A 20469-nucleotide genomic window follows, 5' to 3' on the forward strand; every position below is an offset into this window, starting at 1 on the left:
ATACCACCACGGCGAACACCACCACCGACTACAACTACCCGACCGGCGCGATGCCGCACAGCGTCACGAACGCGGTGACCGGATCGACCACGCTCTCCTACGGGTATGACAACATCGGCAACACCACCTGCCGACCGGTTGCCACGACCGCCAACACGTGTCCCGGCGGGGCCAACAGCCAGACGCTCACCTGGGACCCGGAGGGGCGCCTCGCGACGCTGTCGACCGGTGGGCAGACGCATCGCTACACCTACACCACGGACGGCACCCGGCTCGTCGCCGACACACCGACGACCACGACGCTCTACCTGCCCGGGATGGAGCTCGTCCGGACCAAGTCGTCCGGTGCCGTCACGGCGACCCGCTACTACGTATGGGCCGGTGAGACCTGCGCCCAGATGACCACCGGCGGGGCGCTGGTGTGGCTCATCGGTGATCATCAGGGCACCCAGGCGACCACCGTGACGGCAGGGACCCAGGCCATCACCACGCGCCTCCAGATGCCGTACGGCGTCGCCCGCGGCGCCGGGGTGTCCTGGCCCAATCCGAAGGGATTCGTCGGTGGCGACAACGACCCGACCGGACTGGTCCACATAGGGGCGCGCGAGTACGACGCCGGGCTCGGGCGGTTCATCAGCGTCGACTCGCTCTTTGAGTCGGAGAACCCGCTCTCGCTGAACGGGTACTCGTACGCCGACAACACGCCGGTTACCCGCACCGACCCGACTGGTCTGTCGACCTGTAACTACACGGACGTCTACGCGCAGTACTACTGCCAGAACGCGAACAGTGGCTCCGGCGGCGGTGGTGGGGGAGGCGGCGGTGGTTCTGGAGGCGGCTCCGGTTCTGGCGGTGGCTGCACGCTGAACGACTACGTGAGCCGCACCTGCGGTTCGGGCAGCTCCGGCGCCGGCCCGAGCGTGACCATCCGCGTAACGATCACTTTCCCCACCGACAAGCCGGTGCCCATCCCGACGGCACCACCACCGGGCAGCACGAGCGCGCGGACGGGGCCCAGTAAGACTCCGACGCCTAGCGCTTGGGGCGACGGCCTGCCGTTGCCGGCCGGCTGTAAGATGATCGGCCAGACTGGAGCGTACGACTGCCCCGGGTCCGACACTGAGGGCGGCATCAAGATGTTCGGCGTTTGCTTCGGCGGCGACATCGGCGCCTACGTGGGCTACGGCGGCAGTATATGTCTCGCCTTCGACGGCAAGGGTGTCGGCTTGATGGAGACGTTTGGCGGGCATGAGGGAGTGACCTTCGGCGGCTTCTATGGCCCTGGCATTATCTTCTCGGGCGGTGACATTGAGGACCAAAAGGACCAATTCAAGTATGTCACTGGCGGGGGAGGCTACGGGGTCTCCGGGTATGCGACCTACTCCTACGGTCAGTCGTCGATGACCGGCGAGGATGTGTGGACAGTCGACATCATGGTCGGACCAGGCGGCGGCGGTAGTCTGGTCGGCGGTCAGTCAACCACCTACGTGCAGCGGCTCGAGTACTCCCAGATAGCTGATTGGTTCGGCGGATGAGGCGAATTCTGAAGGATGGCGAGATGGAGCAGTTGCGGTCGCGCGCGTCCTATCGCGTGTCCGTGGTGACCTTCCAGATCGGCTTCCTCTCCTTCCTCGCGTTCGGCATCGGCGCGGCACTGCAGCACACTGCGGTGCCAAAGCCGGTCGTGGGAGTCATCGTGATTGCTGCCGCCGCGACAGCCGCCGTGAGCATTCTGGTCTACTTCTGCGCCGCGACCTACCTCGCCATCTCGATGAGCCTGCGGCATCGCAGTGTGTTCAACCCTCACGCGCAGTGGGAGTTCGCCAGGGTCTTCACGGCGGACCTTGTCCGCCCCCTGCGACGCGGTCGTGCCGCCAGCAAGAGGGATACATAGAGGGCATTTCGACCGCTGTCGGCAGTAGGCCGTTGACGTTCGACATGTTAGAAATCGAGGTTGATGACTGCCGCTTCACGGGAGTGGGCACTACAGGTATCAACAGTGGCTGTGATCGACTTGATGCACGCCCTAACCTGACGGCCATGAGTTTTGATCTCATCTTGCTACCTAAGCCCGTCGGACAGTCTTGGCTGGAGGCGTCGGATGGCGAACGGAAGGATACGGGTGAGCCGCCCGACCCGGAGGCGTGGGACGCCATCGTTGCCGGCGCGCGGGACGTCGTCGGCGAGGTTGTCCTGGGCGAGGACGGCCCGAGCCGCACGCTGACGCACCAGCCCAGCGGCATTACCGTGCGCTACCGGTCTGGTGAGGCGGCCATCAACCTGCCGTTCTGGCACGGCGGCGCGGATGTTGAGTGGCTCGTCCGGACCATGTACCGGATCGGGCATGTGGTGGCGGATGCGTCGGGCCTCGTCGCTTACGTTCCGCAACTGGGCGTTGTACCTGCCGAAAATCTATTTGCAGTTCATATGGCCTGTTACTGGTGGTCCGGTAACAGGTCTATTGCTGTTTGGGCCTTACTTGGGGAGCATGTGGGGAGCATGGCCGCTCCCGGGTGTGACATCTTCCGTCGACGGATTGTCCTGCTCCCCGGTGAGCACTTCCTAGTCGGGGAAGTGCTCCTCCTCCGGCGCTGAACGCTGGTGACGGATGACCTTTCGGCACTCACGCGCGCCTACCGAATGCCCTGCTAGCCGGAACCGCGTAGCGACAAAGTCACTGGGTGGCTGTAACCGGGCGGACGAATCTCTCGACTTCCACAACTCGTTGATGCTCCGTTCGCGCCACCCGCTGGCTTCAAGCGCGTCGGTTGCCCGCGTCGCGCTGTGCGGCCCAGCGCACCAGTGCGAGGTCGCTGCCGCGTGGTCCGATGTATGACCGGCCGATCGGGCCGTCGGGCGTGCTGTTCGCTGGTGCGCATACGACGGGCCGACCGCTGATCGCGGCCACACAGGTGAGCTGCAGGGTGGCCTGACGAGTTGCGTCGACCTCGGTCTGTGTCGCCCACAGCCGTGGTGCCGGCGACGATGCGCTGGGCAGGCTGAGGACGGCGGTGCCCAGACGGGCGTCGATCAGCTCCCGTGCCGCCGCCAGGGCCCGCCGGGCGGCGTCGTCCTCGGCGGGGGTGATCCGCGACGCCGCCTCGAACCGTGCCGCCGCCGAGCCCCGCAGCGCATCGGGATGGGCACGGATCCAGTCGCCGTGCAACTGCCACGCCTGGAAGCCCTGATGGGTCCGGAACGGATCGAGCATCGCGGCGAGATCGAACCCGACGTCATCGAGTCCGACCACATCGTCCGGTACCGCGACACCGGCGTCGTCGACCAGCGCGGCGGTCGCGCGTACCAGGGTGTGGGGGTCGCGGGTGAGCAGGCCGACCGTGTCGAAGTCTGGGGCCAGTGCGACCAGGCCGGCTGTGGGTACCGCGCCGTGCGTCGAGCGAAGCCCCCACAGTCCCTGGTACGAGGCCGGCACCCGGATCGATCCGGCGGTGTCGGTGCCCAGTCCGATGGATGCGTCGCCGAGAGCGACGGCGGTCGCGGGCCCGCTGGTTGATCCGCCAGGTACGGCGGCGGGCACGGCGGCGTTGGGTGGCGTTCCGTAGTGCGGGTTGTCGCCCGCCAGGGAGTACGCGAACTGGTCGGTGTGGGCGATGCCGCGTACGGTGGCGCCGGCGTCGAGGAGCCGGGCCACCGCGTCCGCGTGGCGGGTCGCCGCGGGCTGCTCGGCCAGGTACGCCGGGACGCCCGCGCCTACCTGGTACCCCGCGACCTCGAACAGGTCCTTGACGGCGACGGTTTCCCCGGCGAGTGGACCGTGCGGCGCACCGGCGACCAGGGGAGCGCCGACGATCCGCCAGACGGTCGCGTCGAACGTCGTCGGGGCGGGGCTCACGTGCGCGGCGACGATCACCCATGAGCCGTTGACGCGGCGCCAGAGCTGGGATTGCAGGCCGTGGCCGCCGCGTCGTGGGGCGGTCACGGCGGTGACCACCGCCGCGTTGTCGTCGATGACATGTACGCGCACCTCGGCCAGGTCGCGGGCCGGCGCGCCGCCCCGGACCCGCCGGAACGCGCTGATCTGGTCGTGCCCGACCAGCAGCCCGCCACGGTCACCGCGCAGCGTCCGGGGACCCGGCGCGAACAGCTGGTCCATGGTGGCCAGGTCGTCGTCGTTGAGGGCTTGCTCGTAGGCGTCGAACGCCGCCATGAGCCCGTCGGGGAATGCCGGTGTCACCGTACCGGGGCCAACCTTTCGGATCGGGGTGTCTGCCGGACCAGCGTGGCGACGGCGGCGAGGTGGTCGGTCATCGCCTGGCGGGCGGCCGCCTCGTCTCCCGCGGCGACCGCCTGGTAGATCCGGTGGTGCCATTCGACCGACGAGCGGCGGCCGGCCCGCGAGCGGTGGGAGCGCAGGCGTACGTCGCGGACCCAGGTGTTGGTGAGGTCGCACAACGACACCAGGAGCGGGTTATGGGCTGCGGCGGCGAGCTGCAGGTGAAAGCGCATGTCCAGGTCCAGCGACTCGGCCGCGGTCAGCCCCGCGTGGGAGCCGGTGAGCGTCTGCTCGAGCACCACGAGGTCGGTGTCGGTGGCCCGCCGGGCGGCGAGGCCGGCGATCTGTGGTTCGACGAGCAGCCGCAGCTCCGCTACATCGGCCTGTTCGGCGGCGTCGCCGGCCAGTTCGGTGAGCGCGTCGGCCGCGGCCGGTGGGGCGAGTACCGTCGTCCCGCGTCCGGGGCTGCGCGCGATCAGCCGACGCTGCTCCAGTTCGCGCAGCGCCTCCCGGACCGACGTGCGCGACACCGCGAGCGTCTCGGCGAGCTGCCGCTCGGGCGGGAGCCGGTCGCCGGGCCGCAGGTCGCGGGTGAGGCGTTCGAGGTATGCCCCGACCTCGCCACTGATGGCGCGATCGCGACGGACCGGCGGCGCAGGATCCATGACCAACCTCAATCTTGGTACTTTGGTCCGACCAAGTTTGCAGGATCGGGCCGCCGATGTCGAACATTGATCCCCGCGCCGAACCCGCGAAACATGCGCGTTACCAGACAGATCTTGATAGGCAACGGTCGTCGTATACAACGGGATTCGCCAAAGTGTGGCGTTGACCGAGAGGGCGATACCGTGAGCAGTCAGCTATGGGCTACTGATGCGTCGCCTCGTGATCCGGTGCCGGATCGGGCTGGCCAAGCTGTATACGACAGCGCCCCCGCAGTGGAGTTCGCGGGCGTCAGCGTGGCCTTCGGCGGCACCCAGGCGCTGGCGGGCGTCGACCTGACGGTCCACAGAGGCGAGATGGTCGCGTTGGTGGGGCCGTCCGGTTGCGGGAAGTCGACCCTGCTGCGACTGGCCGCCGGCTTTCAGGGGCCGACCGCCGGCACGGTGTCCGTGACCGGCGACTCGCTCGGCTACGTGTTCCAGGACGCGACCCTGATGCCGTGGCGCAGCGTGCAACGCAACGTCGAGCTGCCCGGACAGCTCGCGGGCCTGCCCGCGACCGAGCGCCGCCGGCTCGCCGCGGACGCCATCGCGCGGGTCGGCCTGACCGGGTTCGAACGGCACCGTCCCGCGCAGCTGTCCGGCGGCATGCGGATGCGGGTCTCCATCGCCCGCGCCCTGACGATGCGCCCGGACCTGTACCTGTTCGACGAGCCGTTCGGCGCGCTCGACGAGATGACCCGCGAACGGCTGGGCGAGGAACTCAACAGTCTGTTCGTCGCGGAGTCCTTCGCCGGGCTGTTCGTCACGCACTCCATCCCCGAGGGGGTCTTCCTGGCTACCCGGGTCGTGGTGCTCTCCGGGCGTCCGGGCCGGATCGTCGCCGACATCCCGGTGCCGTTCGACTATCCGCGACCGCCCGAGTCCCGGTACTCGCCCGAGTTCGCCGCCACGGCAGCCACCGTCTCCGCCGCCCTCCGCGGTGCCGCGGAGGTGGCCGTATGAGCCGGGCCGGGATGGTAAGTCGCCTGGTCGCCCCGCTGCTGGTGTTCGTGGGCGTACTGGGGTTCTGGCAGTTCGCCAGTACGACGTTGCTCGAACCGGGGGAGCGGTTCCTGTTGCCGCCGCCCATGGAGGTGCTGCGCCTGGGGCTGTTCGACCCGGCGGCGCGCGAGCAGCTGCTGGCCGGCCTGTGGTCGACAACCGTGGTGGCGCTCGTCGGCCTCGCGGTCTCCATGGTGGTCGGCGTGTCGCTCGGGCTGCTGATGAGCCAGGCCCGATGGGTGGAGATCTCGATCTACCCGTACGCGGTGCTGCTGCAGACGATCCCGATCCTCGCGGTCGTGTCGCAGCTGGGCTACTGGTTCGGCTACGACTTCACCAGCCGGGTGACGGTCTGCGTCCTGGTGTCGCTGTTCCCGATCATCACGAGCACGTTGTTCGGCGTGAAGTCGGTCGAGCCTGGCCTGCACGACCTGCTGGCGCTCTACCGGGCCGGGCGGTGGCAGCGCCTGCTGCGGTTGCAGGTGCCCGCCGCGCTGCCTGCGATGATCAACGGGTTCAAGATCTCCGCTGGGCTGTCCATGGTCGGCGCGATCATCGCGGACTTCTTCTTCCGGCAGGGCGAGCCCGGCATCGGTCGGCTCATCGACGTCTACCGCCAGCAGTTGTCCACGGAGCGGCTGCTCACCGCCCTGTTCCTGTCCTCTCTGGTCGGCCTGGTCCTGTTCTGGTCCTTCGACCTCCTCGGCACCTGGGTGCAGCGACGACGCCACGCCCAGCGCACCACCCGCACCGCTGTATCCGCCTCCTGACTTCGCGAACACGTTCTTGAGGAGATCCATGCGCACTTTCACAGGTCGGAAACCCGCCTTCTTCGCGGTCGTCCTGGCCGCCGGGGTGGCGCTCGCCGCCTGCGGCGCCGACGCCGCGCCGGCCCCCACCGCCACCACCGGTTCGCTGGCCGGTATCTGCCCGGCGACGATCCCGATCCAGATCGACTGGTACGCCACGCCGGAGCGCGCCGCCGCGTTCCAGCTCGCCGGCCCGGACGGCACCATCGACGCCAAGAAGGGCACCTACACCGGCAAGCTGGGCGCCACCGGGGTCAGCATCGAGGTCCGCCTCGGCGGCCCGTTCATCGGGTTCACGCCGATCCCGCAGCAGATGTACCAGGACAAGTCCATCTACCTCGGCTACGTCGCGACCGACGACGCGGTCGGCGCGGCCGCCAAGTTCCCCACCAGGGCCGTCGTCGCCCCGCTGGACATCAACCCGCAGGTCCTCATGTGGGACCCGGCGACGTACACCGTCAACGCGTGGACCGATGTGGCCGCCACCAAGGCGAAGGTGATCTACATCGAGGGCATGCCGTTCATGGACTACCTGGTGAGCAAGGGCTACGTCACCAAGGACATGCTCGACGCGTCGTTCGACGGCACCCCGGCCCGGTTCGTCGCCGACCGCGGCAAGGTGATCCAGCAGGGGTACGCCAGCAACGAGCCGTACCGCTGGGAGCACGACGTCGCCGAGTGGAAGAAGCCGGTCAAGTCGCTGCTCATCCACGACTCCGGGTACACCATCTACCCGCAGGGTCTGGCCGTGCGGTCCGACGAGTTCGCGGCCAACAGCGCCTGCCTCAAGAAGCTGGTTCCCATGATCCAGCAGGCCCAGGTGGACTACATGAAGGACCCGACCGCCACCAACGCCACGCTGGTGAAGATCGGCCAGACGATCCAGGGCGGGCCGCCGATCACCGCGGACGGCAACGCCAACGCGGTCACCGTGATGAAGGACCTCAAGTTGGTCGGCAACGGTCCCGACGCGACGCTGGGCAACTTCGACGACGCCCGGGTGGACGCCACCATCGCCCTGCTGCGGCCGATCTTCGCGGCCCGTGGCGTCACCGTGCCGGACGGCCTGAAGGCGGCCGACCTGGTCACCAACGAGTTCATCGACCCGTCCATCACGCTCCCATGAGCCAACACGAGGTGGCCCCGGCTGACCGTACGGTCGCCGGGGCCACCCCGGTCGACCTGCTCATCGCGGGGGCGACCCTGGTGGCCACGATGGACGACGCGCGCCGGGAGATCCCCGGCGGTTGGGTCGCCGTCCGCGACGGGCGGATTGACGCGGTCGGCCCGGCCGGCACGGAGCCGGCGGCCCGCGAGCGGCTCGACGCCGCCGGCTGCCTGGTGACCCCGGGCCTGATCAACACCCACCACCATCTGTGGCAGAACCTGACCCGGGCGTACCGGCCGATGACGACCACCGACTTCCTCGGCTGGCTGGGCGCCCTCTACCCGTTATGGTCGACCGTCACCGAGGACGACATCTACCTGTCCACCCGCGTCGGCCTCGCCGAGCTGGCCCTCGGCGGCGCCACGACCACGAGTGACCACCTGTACCTGCAGCCACCCGGCCGCGAAAGCCTGGTCGAGGTGTCCATCCTCGCCGCCCGCGAGGCGGGGCTGCGGTTCCACGCGACGCGCGGCTGCGTCGACCGGGGCCAGCGCGACGGCAGCCCGATGCCGGACCACATGCTCGAGGACGTCGACGCGGTCCTCGCCGACAGCGACCGGCTCATCGGCGCGTACCACGACCGCGCGGCCGACGCGATGACCCGCATCGCGCTGGGCCCGCACTCGGTGTTCGGGGCGACGGCCGGCCTCATGCGGGCCTCGGCCGAGCTGGCCGACGCCCGGGACGTGCGCCTGCACACCCACCTGTCCGGAGACGCCGCCGACGAACCGTACTGCGTGGCGTTGCACGGCTGCCGGCCGGTGGAGTGGTTCGAGTCGCTCGGCTGGGCGCAGCCGCGCACCTGGGTCGCGCACTGCTTCTTCCCGGACGCGGCGGAGATCGCGCGGCTGGGTGCCGCCGGGGTCGGCGTCGCCCACTGCGCGACACCAGGCCTGCTCATGGGGGTGGGCATCGCGCCGGTGGTGGACCTGCGGGCGGCCGACGTGCCCGTCGGCCTCGGGGTCGACGGCTCGGCCAACTCGGACATGGCCTCGATGTGGCACGAGACCCGGATGGCGATGATCGCCGCTCGGGCGCGGTCGGGGCCGGCGGCGTTCGGCGCCCGCGACGCGCTGGAGCTGGCCACCCGGGGCGGGGCGGCCTGCCTCGGGCGTACCGGCGAGATCGGCGAGCTGACGCCCGGCGCCAACGCGGACGTCTGCGTCTGGCCGGTGACCGGCCTGCCCTGGGCGGGCGCGGTCTCCGACCCGATCGACGCGTGGCTGCGCTGCGGACCGGGGGCGCCGCGCGAGGTGCTGGTCGGCGGCCGTCCGGTCGTCCGGGCCGGGCACCTGGTGGTCGACGACATCGAGGAGATCCTGCGCCGGCACACGGCGGCGGCGCGCCGGATCCAGAACGTATAAGGCGGCGATGATGACCGAAAAGCTCAGGCGGGCGCTCGTACCGGGGAAAGGGCTTGTAGATCTTGATTTTGTCGACGGCCGCGTAGCGGGCGTCGCGCCGGCCGATAGACAGGGCGCCGGTGGGTTCGACGCGGGCGGGCGGGTCGTGCTGCCGGCGTTCGTCGACGCGCATGTGCACCTGGACAAGGCCTTCCTGCTGGGCGAGGCCGGGGCGGTCACCGCGGACCTGGCCGACGCCATCGCCACCGTGGCCCGGATGCGGGGCACCGTGCCGGCGGCGACCGTGGCCGCCGGGGCGCGCCGCGCGGTGGACGCCCTGATCGCGGCCGGCACGACGGCGGCGCGGGCGCACGTGGAGATCGACCCCGCCATCGGGCTGCGCATGGTGGAGCTGCACCGCGACCTGGCCGAGCACGCCGGCGAGCGGCTGCGCCTGCAGCTGTCCGCGTTCCCGCAGCGCGGCCTGGAACTGCCCGGCATGCCGCAACTGCTCGACGCGGCGCTCGCCGAAGGCCTCGACGTGGTCGGCGGCTGTCCCTACGTGGACCGGGACCCGGCCGCTCACCTCGACCTGGTGTTCTCGCTCGCCGAACGGTACGGCCGGCCCGTCGACCTGCACCTGGACTTCACCGACGACCCGGCCGCCTCGCTGCTCGGGTTGGTCGTCGAGCGGACGTTGGCGCACGGCATGGCCGGTCGGGTGACCATCGGCCACGTCACCACCCTCGCGGCGATGGCGCCCGACGCCCAGGCGCGCGCGTTCGACCAGCTCGCCGGCGCGGGCATCGCCCTCGTCGTGCTGCCCGCCACGGATCTGTACCTGACCGGGCACGGCGAGCCGGGCACGCGCAGCCTTGCCCCGATCGACCGGGCCGCCCTGGCCGGCGTCACGGTGGCCATCGCCAACAACAACCTGCACAACCCGTTCTCCCCGTACGGCAACGGGAGCCTGTTGCAGGCCGCCTGGTTGGCCGGCATCACGCGCCGGCTGGTCACGGCGGCCGACCGGGCCGCGCTGCTCGCCTCGATCACCTCCGGCCCGGCGGAGATCCTCGGCTTGGCGCCGCACGGGCCGGACCTCGGCGCCGACGCGCACCTGGCCATCGTGGACAGCACGGACCCGGACGGCGCGATCCTGCAGGCGCCGACGGTCCTGGCCAGCCTCCGCGCGGGGCGCCTGACGCACCGGCTGACCGGGCTGTAAGGGGCTCAGCCGTGCAGCGGATCGAGATCGGTGCGACGCAGGCAGCAGTGCACGCCCTTGACCCGGTCGACGACCTGGGAGACCTCGAAGTCGGCCGCCGCGCTGAGGTAGGCCAGCGCGACGGCGCGCGGCAGGCCGCAGTGGTGCGCGAGGAACTCGAGCGCGTCGCGCGTGGCGCGGCGCATGGCCTCGTCGAGGTCGGCGTCCAGGCCCATAACCACGTGGTACGCGTCGGTGCGCGCCCACGGCGCGGTCAACCTCGCGGCGAGCGCCCGGCTACGGTGGTCACTGTGGACGGTCAGTCGCAGGGTGGCGCGCAGCGGCGCCTCGAACGCGGTGAGCGCCACCTCGCCGTCGCCCTGGGCGAAGTGCGGGTCGCCGGCGTAGAACAGCGCACCCGGATGGCGCACCGGCAGGAACAGGCTCGCGCCGACGCCGAGCAGGTTCACGTCGAGGTTGCCGCCGTGCGGGCCGGGCGGCACGGAGTGCCACGGACCCGGCTCGGCGGGCGCCACCCCCATGATGCCGAGGAACGGGTTGAGCGGGAACCGGACGTCGCGCCCGTCACCGATCGCCAGCAGGCCGGTGTCACCGTCCGCGCGGGCGAGCAGGCTCACCGGCGGCACCGGCTCGCCGGCGGGCCAGCCGGGCGGCACCTGCGGCATCTCGCCCGGCAGGGCGCCCCGGCCGTGGCGGTTGCTGATGATCCCGTACGGCGCGCGCTGGCGCAGGTCGAGCACCTCGACCTCGAGCACGTCGCCGGGGCGGGCGCCGCTCACCTCGATGGGGCCGGTCACCACGTGCGGGCCGTGCAGGTCCGGGTCGTGCGCGACGTCGCTGGCCGCGAGGGCGACCACGTCGTCGAGCACGAGGTCGGCCGGCACGCCCCGGGCGCCGAAGAACGCCCGCGGGTCGCGGCCCTGGTCCTCCATGATGCCCTCGTGGCTGATCGTGTCGATCGTGACCGACTGACCCGAGCGCATCGTCAGCGCGGGCTTGGCGTCGGCGTCGGGCAGGAGTCCCCATGAGACGCGGTCGGGGTGCGACGCGAGATACACGTCGCCCTGCACGGGGCCGCGGCCGAACTGAAGTAATGTCATCGGCGAAGACGATTGCATACAATCGTTTCGCCCACGTATCACGCGGGAGGGCTGCGGGTTGACCGTGGAGAACACCGATCAGGCCGTGCCGTCGCCCCGAACTGTTCGCCGGTCCCCGGCCGAGCTGTGCGCGGCCATCCGCGACGACGTGATCCTCGGCGTCTTCGCCCCTGGTCAGCGGCTCACCGAGGACGGGCTGGCCGAACGGTTCGGGGTGTCGCGGATGCCGGTGCGGGAGGCGCTGCGGATGCTGGCCGTCGAGGGGTTCGTCCGCATCGCGCCGTACTACGGCACCTTCGTCGCCGAGTTGTCCCCGGACGAGGCCGCCGACCTGCTGGAGATCCGCGCCGTGCTGGAACCCCTGGCCGCCGCCCGGGCCGCGCACCGGCGCACCGAGGCGCACCTGGAGCAGCTCCGCGAGGTGGTCCGCGAGGGCCGGCAGGCCGTCTTCCACGGCACGCTGGACAGGCTGCCCGCACTGAACACCCGGTTCCACACGATCCTCGCCGAGGCGTCCGGCAACACCAGCCTCAATTCGATCGTGGAGCAGCTCAGATACAAGATCGCCTGGGTGTACGCGGTGGAGCTGCCCCGCCGGGCGGCCGACTCCTGGACAGAGCACCAGCTCATCGTGGACGCGCTGGAGCAGGGCGACGCCGAGCTGGCCCGGGCCGTGATGGCCGAGCACATCCGGCAGGCCGACGCCGCCTACCGGGTGCGTAACGTCCCGTGAACGATCTCCGCGCCTGCCCGTAACACGAGCGTTGTATACAATGATCATGCTAATTTTGCGTGGATCCGCGTGACGCCGGGGCAAGGTGTGCTGCTGGTGTCGGCCGGCTTCCTCGCGGGCGCGGTCAACGCGGTCGCGGGCGGCGGCACGCTGCTGACGTTCCCCGCGCTGCTGGCCACGGGACTGTCCCCGGTGGCCGCCAACGTCACCAACACCGTGGCCGTGTGGCCCGGCTACCTTTCGGGCGCCGCCACCTACCGGCACAATGTGCGCCAGCGTCGCGACCTGCTCGTCCCGCTCGGCGTGGTGTCGATCATCGGTGCGGTCCTGGGCACTGTCGCACTGCTCACCGCACCCGACTCGGTCTTCCGGGCACTCGTGCCCTTCCTGGTGCTCGGCGCGACCGCCGTCATCGCCCTCCAGCCGCGGATCTCCGCGTGGCTCACGGCCCGCCGGCCCGTCACCGTGCCGGTGGGCGGGCGGGTTGTTGGAGACGGCGGCGACGGGGGCGTCAGTCGGCACCGCGTCGGGCTGCTCGCGGCCACTTTCGCGGGCGCCGTCTACGGGGCGTACTTCGGCGGCGGGCTAGGGATCGTGCTGCTCGCCGTCCTCGCCCTGGGCACGGGCGAGAACCTCGGCCAGGTCAACGGCGTCAAGACCATGCTCTCCCTGCTCATCAACACCGTCGCGCTGGTCGGCTTCGCCCTCTACGGCCCGGTCGACTGGTGGTCGGCGCTGCTGGTCGCGCCGGCCAGCCTGCTCGGCGGCGTCGTCGGCGGCCGGGCCGCCCAACGGTTGCGGCCCGGCCCGCTGCGGGTCGCCGTCGTCATCTTCGGTACCGCCGTCGGCGTGTACCTGCTCATCCGCTGATTCCCGAGGATCCGTCATGATCGATTTTGTCGCGGATGGGCCGGCACCCGGCGACCTGTCCGTGCGCTGGCACGCCGGCGCGGTCTCGCCCCGGCACGACACGGCGCCGGAGCTGCAGGTGCACGCGTACGACGAGCACACCGTGATCCTGCGGCAGAACATGTCGGTGAACTACGAGGCGCCGTTCATGTTCCTGCTGTTCGGCAACGAGCGCGCCCTGCTCGTCGACACCGGCGCGACGGCCGAGCCGGAGTTCCTACCGCTGCGGCGTACCGTCGACGAGCTCATCGCGGACTGGCTCGCCCGTCACCCCCGGCCCGCGTACGGCCTGGTCGTGGCGCACACCCACAGCCACCACGACCACCTGGCGGCCGACGGCCAGTTCGCCGACCGGCCGGACACCACGGTCGTCGGCACCGACCTCGACGCGGTCGTGAGCTACTACGGCCTCACGGACTGGCCGTCGGGCACGGCACGGATCGACCTCGGCGGGCGGGTCGTCGACGTGCTGCCCGGGCCGGGGCACGACGAGCCGGCCACCGTGTTCTACGACGCGTACACCGGGATCCTGTTCACCGGGGACACCGTCTACCCCGGCCGGCTGTACGTGCGCGACTGGGCCGCGTTCACCGCCACCATCGACCGGCTGCTCGCGTGGTGCGCCACGCACCCGGTCACCCACCTGCTCGGCTGCCACATCGAGATGTCCACGACGCCCGGCCGCGACTACCTGATCCGTACGTCGTACCAGCCCGACGAGCCCCCGCTGCAGATGTCCGTGGCGCAACTGCGGGCGCTGCGCGAGGCGATCACCGCGATCGACGACCGGCCGGGCGTGCACCGGTTCGACGACTTCATTGTGTACCACGGGATTCCGGACAACTACTTCGCGTAGCCATGTCCGTCCATAGTGACCTGCGGCAACGATAGTTTACGCCGACGAAATCGCGCGGACCGACGACAGTGACACGGCGGCCATTGAATACAACCGACTCACACCTCGTGAGGCGCGCCTAGGGTTCCGCCGCGATCGCGGGCTGGTCCGAGAGGCGAGGCGGGTGCTGCGGCACCCGTTCCACGGCGGGACAAAAACCCGGGAGGTTCGGCCGAGAAGCGGCGAACCTGCGCCGGTTCTCCCTACCCAGGGAGCCGACCATGCGGTGGTCGCGATCCGCCGGCCCGCAGGTGCCGACGGTGCCGGTCGATGGGCCCGACCCGATCCCGGCGTCGGTCGCAGACCTGCACGTGAGCTTCCCCCGCGGCGGCCGCACCGTCCACGCCGTCCGCGGCGTGAGCCTCGACGTCCGTCCACATGAGATTTTCTGCGTCGTCGGCGAGTCCGGCTCCGGCAAGAGCGTGCTCGGCCTATCCCTGCTCGGCCTGCTGCCGGCGCACGCCAGCACCCGTGGCCGGGTGACCGTCAAGGGCCACGACATGCTCGCCGCCAGCCCACAGGTACGCCGTCAGGTCCGCCGCGAGCACCTGGGCGCCGTCTTCCAGGACCCGATGACCTCGCTCAACCCCACCATGCGGGTCGGCGCGCAGGTCATCGAAGCCGCCGGCACGGCCGACAAGGCGGTCGACCTGCTGCGCGCCGCCGGCGTCCCCGACCCCGAACGACGCATGCGCAGCTACCCCCACGAGCTGTCCGGCGGCCTCCGGCAACGCGTGATGATCGCGATGGCGGTCGCGGGCAGCCCGGCCCTCGTCGTCGCGGACGAGCCCACCACCGCGCTGGACGTCACCGTGCAGGCGCAGGTGCTGCGCCTGCTGCGGCGGCTGCGCGACGACACGGGCTGCGGCTTCCTGCTCATCACCCACGACCTGGGCGTCGCCGGTCAGGTCGCCGACCGGGTCGCCGTCATGTACGCCGGCCGGCTCGCCGAGGTCGGACCCACCGCCGAGGTCCTGCGCCGGGCCACCCACCCGTACACCCTCGGCCTACTCGGCGCCCGCCTGCGGCTCGACGCGCCCCGCGCGCGGGCCCTGCCGGTGCTCGCCGGCGAGCTGCCCGACCCCATGGACCCGCCGCCGGGCTGCCCGTTCGCCGGGCGGTGCGCCCACACGCGACCGGAGTGCGCGAGCACGCCACCCGAGCTGGTGGCGGCGGGCGAGCACGCGCGTGCATGCTACGTACCCACTGATGTTGTCCGAGCCGAGACGGCGTCGGCGCCCGGCGACGGACCGGGACCACCCACCACGCCGCCCGCGACCGGCGGAGCCGGGCCGGCCACCGCCGTGCAGCGGGTGACCAAGACGTTCCGCGCCCGCACCGGGCTGCGGTCGGCGACGAAGCTGACGGCGCTGCGGGAGGTGACGTTGTCCGTCGGCGACGGCGAGTGCGTGGCCATCGTGGGGGAGAGCGGCTCGGGCAAGTCGACGCTGCTGCGGGTGGTCGCGGGACTGGAAGCGGCCGATCAGGGCGACGCCGTCACCGACGCCGGTGGGTCGCGCCCGCAGATGGTGTTCCAGCACGCCGGCGCGTCGCTGACCCCCTGGCTCACGGTCGGCGCGCTGCTCGCCGAGCGGCTGCGGCCGCTCAAGCTGACCACCGCGCAGCGCGCCGCCCGCATCGACGCCGCGCTCGCCGAGGTCGGCCTCAGCCCGGCCGTCGCGGCCGCCCGAGCCGGGCAGCTCTCCGGCGGACAGTGCCAGCGGGTGGCCCTCGCGCGGGCGACCATCATTCCGCCCCGGCTGCTGCTCTGCGACGAGCCGACCAGCGCCCTGGACGCCACGCTGGCCGCCACCGTGCTCAACCTCATCGCCCGGTTGCGCCGGGAACACGGCATGGCGGTGCTGTTCGTCACGCACGACCTGGCGGTCGCCGCTACGGTCGCCGACCGCGTCGCGGTCATGTACCTGGGCCGGATCGTCGAGCTCGGCCCCGTCGACGACGTGGTGCACCGGCCGCGCCACCCCTACACCCGGGCGCTGCTCGCCGCGCTGCCGGAGCTCGGCGCGCCGCTGACCGGGTTGGCCGGCGAACCGGCCAGCCCGCTGCGGCCGCCGCCCGGCTGCGCTTTCCATCCCCGCTGCCCGGTGGCGCTGCCCGAATGCGCCGACCCGGCGCTGGTGCCGCTGCTGGTCCGGGCGGTGCACGACCGCGCCGCCAGCCGCGCGCTGGCCGCCTGCATCCATCCGGAGGTGAGGTAGATGGCCGTCGCCGAACCTGTGGCATTGTCGCGCTACCGGGTCAGCCGCTTGTGGACAGCTCGTCGTTCGACCTGGCACCGCTGGATCGCGGCGTCACTGTTGCCCTTGGCCACGGTGATCGCCGCCGCCGCGCCGGTGCTGGCCCCGTACGACCCGCTCATGCCGGTCGGGGCGCCGCAGCTGCCGCCACTGTCGCCCGGGTTCCTGCTCGGCACCGACGGCATCGGCCGCGACCTGCTCAGCCGCGCTCTGCACGGCTGGCAGGTCAGCTGGTTCGCGGCCCTGGCGGTCATCGCGTCGGGGGTGCTCATCGGCGGTCTCATCGGGCTGGCGGCCGGCACGGCCGGCGGGTGGCTCGACACCGGCCTGATGCGGGTCACTGACGCGTTCCTGGCGCTGCCCGCCCCGGTCATCGCGATCGCGGTGGCCGCCACCCTGGGCCCCGGCCTCACCCACACGCTGCTCGCCGTCGCGGTGGTCTGGTGGCCGTTCTACGCGCGGATTGTGCGCGGCGAGATCCGTACGCTCGCGGCCCGGCCGCACGTGGAGGCGGCCCGGCTCGCCGGGGTCGGGCGCGCCCGGCTCGCGCTGCGCCACCTGCTGCCCGGCACCGTACCGGCCGTCGTGATCACCGCGAGCCTCGACGTCGGCGCGCTGGTCCTCACGCTGGCCGGACTGTCGTTCCTCGGCCTCGGGCAGCCCGCGCCCACCCCGGAGCTGGGCGCCGACACCGCCCGGACCCTGTCGTACCTGCTGCAGGAATGGTGGATCCCGGTCGTGCCGGGCCTCGCCGTGATGCTCATGGCGCTCATCGGCAACGTCGCCGGCGACGCGGTCCGCGACCTGCTCGACAACCGCGCCGCAGCGTGAAGGGAGTACGCCGATGCCGAAGGTGATCGCCACCCGGGTCGCGGCGATGGTCGTGGTCCTGTTCGCCCTCACCGTGATCGTCTTCGTGCTGCAGAAGGCGTCGCCGCTGGACCCGGTCCACGCGATGCTCGGCGCCGGCGCGTCGCAGCAGGCCGTCGAGCGGCAGCGGCACGCGCTCGGCCTCGACCGGCCCGTCCCGGAGCAGTACGCGCACTACGTGACCGGGCTGCTGCGCGGCGACTTCGGCACCTCGTACCGTACGCGCCGGCCGGTCGGCACCGACCTCGGTACATTCGTGCCGGCCACCGCCGAGCTGGCGCTCTACGGGCTGATCCTGGCACTGCTGCTGGCCGTCCTGCTGGCCGTCGCCACTACGCTGCGGTGGTGGGGCGCCGGCGTCGTCCGGTTCGTGCTGCTCGCGGGCGCGTCCACGCCGGCGTTCCTGGTCGGCATCGGCGTGGTCCTGCTGTTCTACCAGCAGCTGGGTTGGCTGCCGGCCGCCGGCCGGACGAGCTTCGCCGACGCGCCCGCCGGCCCGACCGGACTGCTCACCATCGACGGCCTGCTGGTCGGCCGGCCCGACGTCAGCGTCGACGCGCTCGCCCACCTGCTGCTGCCCGCGCTGGCTGTCGCGATCGGGCCCGCCGTGTCGATCGGCCGGGTCCTGCGCTCCAGCCTGCTCGGCAACGCGACAAGCGACTTCGCGCGCACCGCCCGGGCGAAAGGGCTGACCGAGAGCCGGGTGCTGCGCCGGCACCTGCTGCGCAACTCGGTCGGGCCGGCGCTGTCGATGACTGGGCTGCAGGTGGGCCTCATGTTCGCCGGCGTCCTCGTCATCGAGCAGGTCTTCGCCTGGCCCGGCATCGGCCAGTACACCGCCCAGAGCATCCCTTTCGGCGACTTCCCGGCGATCGCCGGCGTGACGCTGCTGCTCGGCGCCGGCTACATCGTGATCAACACGGTCGTCGACGTGCTGCAGGCGATCGCCGATCCGCGCATCACCGTCTGAGCCACCCCCACGAGATGAACAGGAGAACGAATGCCTAGACAACCCCTCATCGTCGGGAAACCGGCGCTGATCGTCGTCGACATCCAGCGGGCCTCGGCAATGCCGCCCGAGGTGACCGGCATGGTCTTCATGCCCGGCTTCCCCGACCGCGTCGAACGGTCCGAGCGGCTGGTCGCCGCGGCCCGCGCGGCCGGCGTACCGGTCATCTTCTTCCAGGAGGTGCACCGGCGCAGCGGCGTCGACTTCGGCCGCGAGCTCGACGGATTCGAGGGCCCCCACTGCGTGGAGGGCGACGAGGGCACCGACCTGTGGCCCACGCTCGTGCCGGGCGACGGCGAGTACCACATCGTCAAGCGGCGCTACTCGTGCTTCATCGGCACCGAGTTCGACCTGCTGCTGCGCAGCCTCGGCGTGTCCACCCTCGTGCTCATCGGCGGGCTCACCGACGTGTGCGTGCACTACACGTTCGCCGACGCCCACCAGCGCGACTACTACACCCGGGTGGTCACCGACGCCGTCGGCGGCTCCACCGTCGCCCGGCACGACGCGTCCCTGGACGCCATGGAGTACCTGCAGGCCGGCGCGTGCCGGACCACGGAGGAGATCGAGGCGGCGTTCGCCGCGCTCGCCGAGAACGAACTGGCTGGAGTGGCCCGATGAAACGAACCTTCGCCGCCGGGGCGCTCGCCGTCGGCCTGGCGGTCGCCGCCGCCGGCTGCACCGGGCCGGCCGCCACCGATACCGCCGCCAAGCCGCCGACCGACAAGGTGCTGCGGGTCAGCTTCCTGCAGGACCCGGGCCAGCCGCCGGACCCCGACATCTTCTACGCCGGCCAGGGCCTGCTGCTCACCACCAACGTGTACGAGGGACTGCTGCAGTACAAGCGCGGGGTCGCCAAGCCCGAGATCGTGGCCTCGCTGGCCACGAGTTGGACGGCCGCGCCGGACAACAAGACGTTCACCTTCGAGCTGCGTAAGGGTGTGACGTTCCACGACGGCACCCCGTTCACGTCGGCCGCCGTGAAGGCGTCGTTCGACCGGCGGCTCGCCGTCAACCAGGGGCCGGCGTACATGGTCGCCGGAATCGCCTCGGTGACCACGCCGGACGACTACCACGTGGTGATCAAGCTGAAGGAACCGGACTCGGCGTTCCTCGGCTACCTCGCCTCGGCGTACGGGCCCCGGATGATGAGCCCGACGGCGCTCAAGGAGCACGCGGGCAGCGACAACGCGCAGACCTGGCTGCTCACCCACGACGTGGGCACCGGACCGTACACGATCACCGACGCGGTCGTCGGCTCCCACTACGCGATGAAGGCCTACGACGGGTACTGGGGCCCGAAGCCCTACTTCACCACCGTGGACATCCCCGTGCACGCCGACCTGTCCACCCAGCAGGTGCTCTTCGACAAGGGCGACCTCGCGGTCATCATGCACGACCTGTCGCAGTCGGCCGTCCAGTCGTACCTCAAGAAGACCACGGTCAAGACGTACCCGCTGCCGACGATGATGTCGAACTTCCTGTTCGTCAACCCGACCCGGGCGTTCCTGACGACGCCCGCCAACCGGGTGGCGCTACTCAACGCCATCGACGTCGACGCTATCCACAAGCAGGCGTTCACCGGCCGGGGCACCGTGGCCAGCCAGGCATACCCCGCGCACATGCTCGCCGACGGCCTGGCGAAGCAGCCGTTCACCCACGACCCAGCGGCGCTGCAGGCCCTGGTCGGCTCGCTGCCCGCCGACCAGAAGACCATCACGGTCGGGTACGACTCGGCCTCGGCCGACCACCAGCTCGTGGCGAACCTGCTGTCCGCCCAGCTCGCCCCGTACGGCCTGACCGTCAAGGTGCAGGGCTTCCCGACGGCCGAACTGTACGGCTGGACGGGCGACGCGAAGACCGCCCCGGACCTGCTGCTCTACGCCGGCTGGCCGGACGCGGCGTCGCCGTACACGTGGCTGCACATCGCGGCCGACACCGGCGGCGGGCTGAACTTCCTGCACTGCTCGACGCCGGAGATCTCCAGCCTGCTGGCGGCCGGGCTCAAGACCGGCGACGACGCGACGTTCGGCAAGGCCGGCGAGGCCGCGGCGGCGACCGGCTGCTGGCGCAACCTCATCAACCAGGACGACTTCATGGTCGCCCAGCCGTGGCTCAAGGGCGTCGAGGCGGCGCACATCGTGTCAGCGCCGAACTCCCTGTACGTGGCCGACCTGTCGGTCGGCTGAGTCAACGCGTGCCCCGCCCGC

The 20469-nt window shown here is 71.4% G+C and carries 19 protein-coding genes and 1 riboswitch; of the genes, 16 read left to right on the plus strand and 3 right to left on the minus strand.

Annotation, left to right across the window (positions count from 1 at the left end; all coding sequences use genetic code 11):
• The 3 genes from ABD211_RS14105 to ABD211_RS14115 all read left to right on the plus strand — a co-directional run.
• A partial coding sequence (locus tag ABD211_RS14105) for an RHS repeat-associated core domain-containing protein (RefSeq protein WP_344130626.1) occupies positions 1-1535 on the plus strand: 1535 nt, incomplete at its 5' end.
• A 23-nt stretch (positions 1536-1558) separates the two neighbouring features.
• Entirely contained in the window at positions 1559-1894 is a 336-nt protein-coding gene (locus ABD211_RS14110; protein WP_344130632.1) for a hypothetical protein, read from the plus strand.
• A gap of 146 nt (positions 1895-2040) precedes the next feature.
• Positions 2041-2595: a hypothetical protein gene (locus ABD211_RS14115; protein ID WP_344130635.1), complete on the plus strand. Its 555-nt coding sequence runs from the start codon at positions 2041-2043 to the stop codon at positions 2593-2595.
• A gap of 160 nt (positions 2596-2755) precedes the next feature.
• Here the strand turns inward: ABD211_RS14115 and ABD211_RS14120 are convergent, their stop codons facing one another.
• Both ABD211_RS14120 and ABD211_RS14125 read right to left on the minus strand, forming a co-directional pair.
• Positions 2756-4195, minus strand: coding sequence for an AtzH-like domain-containing protein (locus ABD211_RS14120; protein WP_344130638.1), 1440 nt, complete (start codon positions 4193-4195; stop codon positions 2756-2758).
• Positions 4192-4899 (minus strand): FadR/GntR family transcriptional regulator, encoded by a 708-nt coding sequence (locus tag ABD211_RS14125; RefSeq protein WP_344130641.1) that lies wholly within the window; start codon positions 4897-4899, stop codon positions 4192-4194. The genes ABD211_RS14120 and ABD211_RS14125 overlap by 4 nt, the downstream gene beginning before the upstream one ends.
• 273 nt (positions 4900-5172) lie before the next feature.
• Here ABD211_RS14125 and ABD211_RS14130 point away from each other — a divergent pair, with 273 nt between their 5' ends.
• The 5 genes from ABD211_RS14130 to ABD211_RS14150 are packed head-to-tail and all read left to right on the plus strand — an operon-like array spanning position 5173 to position 10485.
• A complete protein-coding gene (locus tag ABD211_RS14130) occupies positions 5173-5901 on the plus strand; it encodes an ABC transporter ATP-binding protein (protein ID WP_344130645.1) in 729 nt (242 codons plus the stop codon).
• Between the two features lie 11 nt (positions 5902-5912).
• Positions 5913-6710, plus strand: coding sequence for an ABC transporter permease (locus ABD211_RS14135; protein WP_344130648.1), 798 nt, complete (start codon positions 5913-5915; stop codon positions 6708-6710).
• A 28-nt stretch (positions 6711-6738) separates the two neighbouring features.
• On the plus strand, positions 6739-7875 hold the full coding sequence (locus ABD211_RS14140; RefSeq protein WP_344130651.1) for a hypothetical protein: 1137 nt from the start codon (positions 6739-6741) through the stop codon (positions 7873-7875).
• The gene (locus ABD211_RS14145) at positions 7872-9281 is read left to right on the plus strand and encodes an amidohydrolase family protein (RefSeq protein ID WP_344130654.1); all 1410 of its coding nucleotides are present in this window, start codon (positions 7872-7874) and stop codon (positions 9279-9281) included. The genes ABD211_RS14140 and ABD211_RS14145 overlap by 4 nt, the downstream gene beginning before the upstream one ends.
• A gap of 7 nt (positions 9282-9288) precedes the next feature.
• A complete protein-coding gene (locus tag ABD211_RS14150; protein WP_344130657.1) occupies positions 9289-10485 on the plus strand; it encodes an amidohydrolase family protein in 1197 nt (398 codons plus the stop codon).
• Between the two features lie 5 nt (positions 10486-10490).
• On the opposite strand, the gene ABD211_RS14155 is transcribed toward ABD211_RS14150, so the two are convergent.
• Positions 10491-11585 carry an acetamidase/formamidase family protein gene (locus tag ABD211_RS14155; RefSeq protein ID WP_344130660.1) on the minus strand — a complete coding sequence of 365 codons (1095 nt, stop codon included), beginning with the start codon at positions 11583-11585 and terminating at the stop codon, positions 10491-10493.
• 64 nt (positions 11586-11649) lie between these two features.
• Here ABD211_RS14155 and ABD211_RS14160 point away from each other — a divergent pair, with 64 nt between their 5' ends.
• The 8 genes from ABD211_RS14160 (at position 11650) to ABD211_RS14195 (ending at position 20448) form a co-directional block, all read left to right on the plus strand.
• Positions 11650-12318: a GntR family transcriptional regulator gene (locus ABD211_RS14160; protein ID WP_344130663.1), complete on the plus strand. Its 669-nt coding sequence runs from the start codon at positions 11650-11652 to the stop codon at positions 12316-12318.
• Positions 12319-12387: 69 nt separating this feature from the next.
• Positions 12388-13188: a sulfite exporter TauE/SafE family protein gene (locus tag ABD211_RS14165; RefSeq protein ID WP_344130666.1), complete on the plus strand. Its 801-nt coding sequence runs from the start codon at positions 12388-12390 to the stop codon at positions 13186-13188.
• 16 nt (positions 13189-13204) lie between these two features.
• The gene (locus ABD211_RS14170; protein ID WP_344130668.1) at positions 13205-14083 is read left to right on the plus strand and encodes an MBL fold metallo-hydrolase; all 879 of its coding nucleotides are present in this window, start codon (positions 13205-13207) and stop codon (positions 14081-14083) included.
• A gap of 107 nt (positions 14084-14190) precedes the next feature.
• Positions 14191-14290, plus strand: a riboswitch (guanidine-I (ykkC/yxkD leader).
• 53 nt (positions 14291-14343) lie between these two features.
• Positions 14344-16341 (plus strand): dipeptide ABC transporter ATP-binding protein, encoded by a 1998-nt coding sequence (locus tag ABD211_RS14175; protein ID WP_344130671.1) that lies wholly within the window; start codon positions 14344-14346, stop codon positions 16339-16341.
• Positions 16342-17211 (plus strand): ABC transporter permease, encoded by an 870-nt coding sequence (locus ABD211_RS14180; protein ID WP_344130674.1) that lies wholly within the window; start codon positions 16342-16344, stop codon positions 17209-17211. It begins immediately after the preceding gene.
• 13 nt (positions 17212-17224) lie between these two features.
• A complete protein-coding gene (locus ABD211_RS14185) occupies positions 17225-18220 on the plus strand; it encodes an ABC transporter permease (protein WP_344130677.1) in 996 nt (331 codons plus the stop codon).
• 30 nt (positions 18221-18250) lie between these two features.
• Positions 18251-18880 (plus strand): cysteine hydrolase family protein, encoded by a 630-nt coding sequence (locus ABD211_RS14190; RefSeq protein WP_344130680.1) that lies wholly within the window; start codon positions 18251-18253, stop codon positions 18878-18880.
• On the plus strand, positions 18877-20448 hold the full coding sequence (locus ABD211_RS14195) for an ABC transporter substrate-binding protein (RefSeq protein ID WP_344130683.1): 1572 nt from the start codon (positions 18877-18879) through the stop codon (positions 20446-20448). Before ABD211_RS14190 ends, ABD211_RS14195 begins: the two co-directional genes overlap by 4 nt.
• The last annotated feature ends 21 nt before the right edge of the window (positions 20449-20469 follow it).

Source organism: Luedemannella flava, from assembly GCF_039528515.1.
Lineage (GTDB): Bacteria > Actinomycetota > Actinomycetes > Mycobacteriales > Micromonosporaceae > Luedemannella > Luedemannella flava.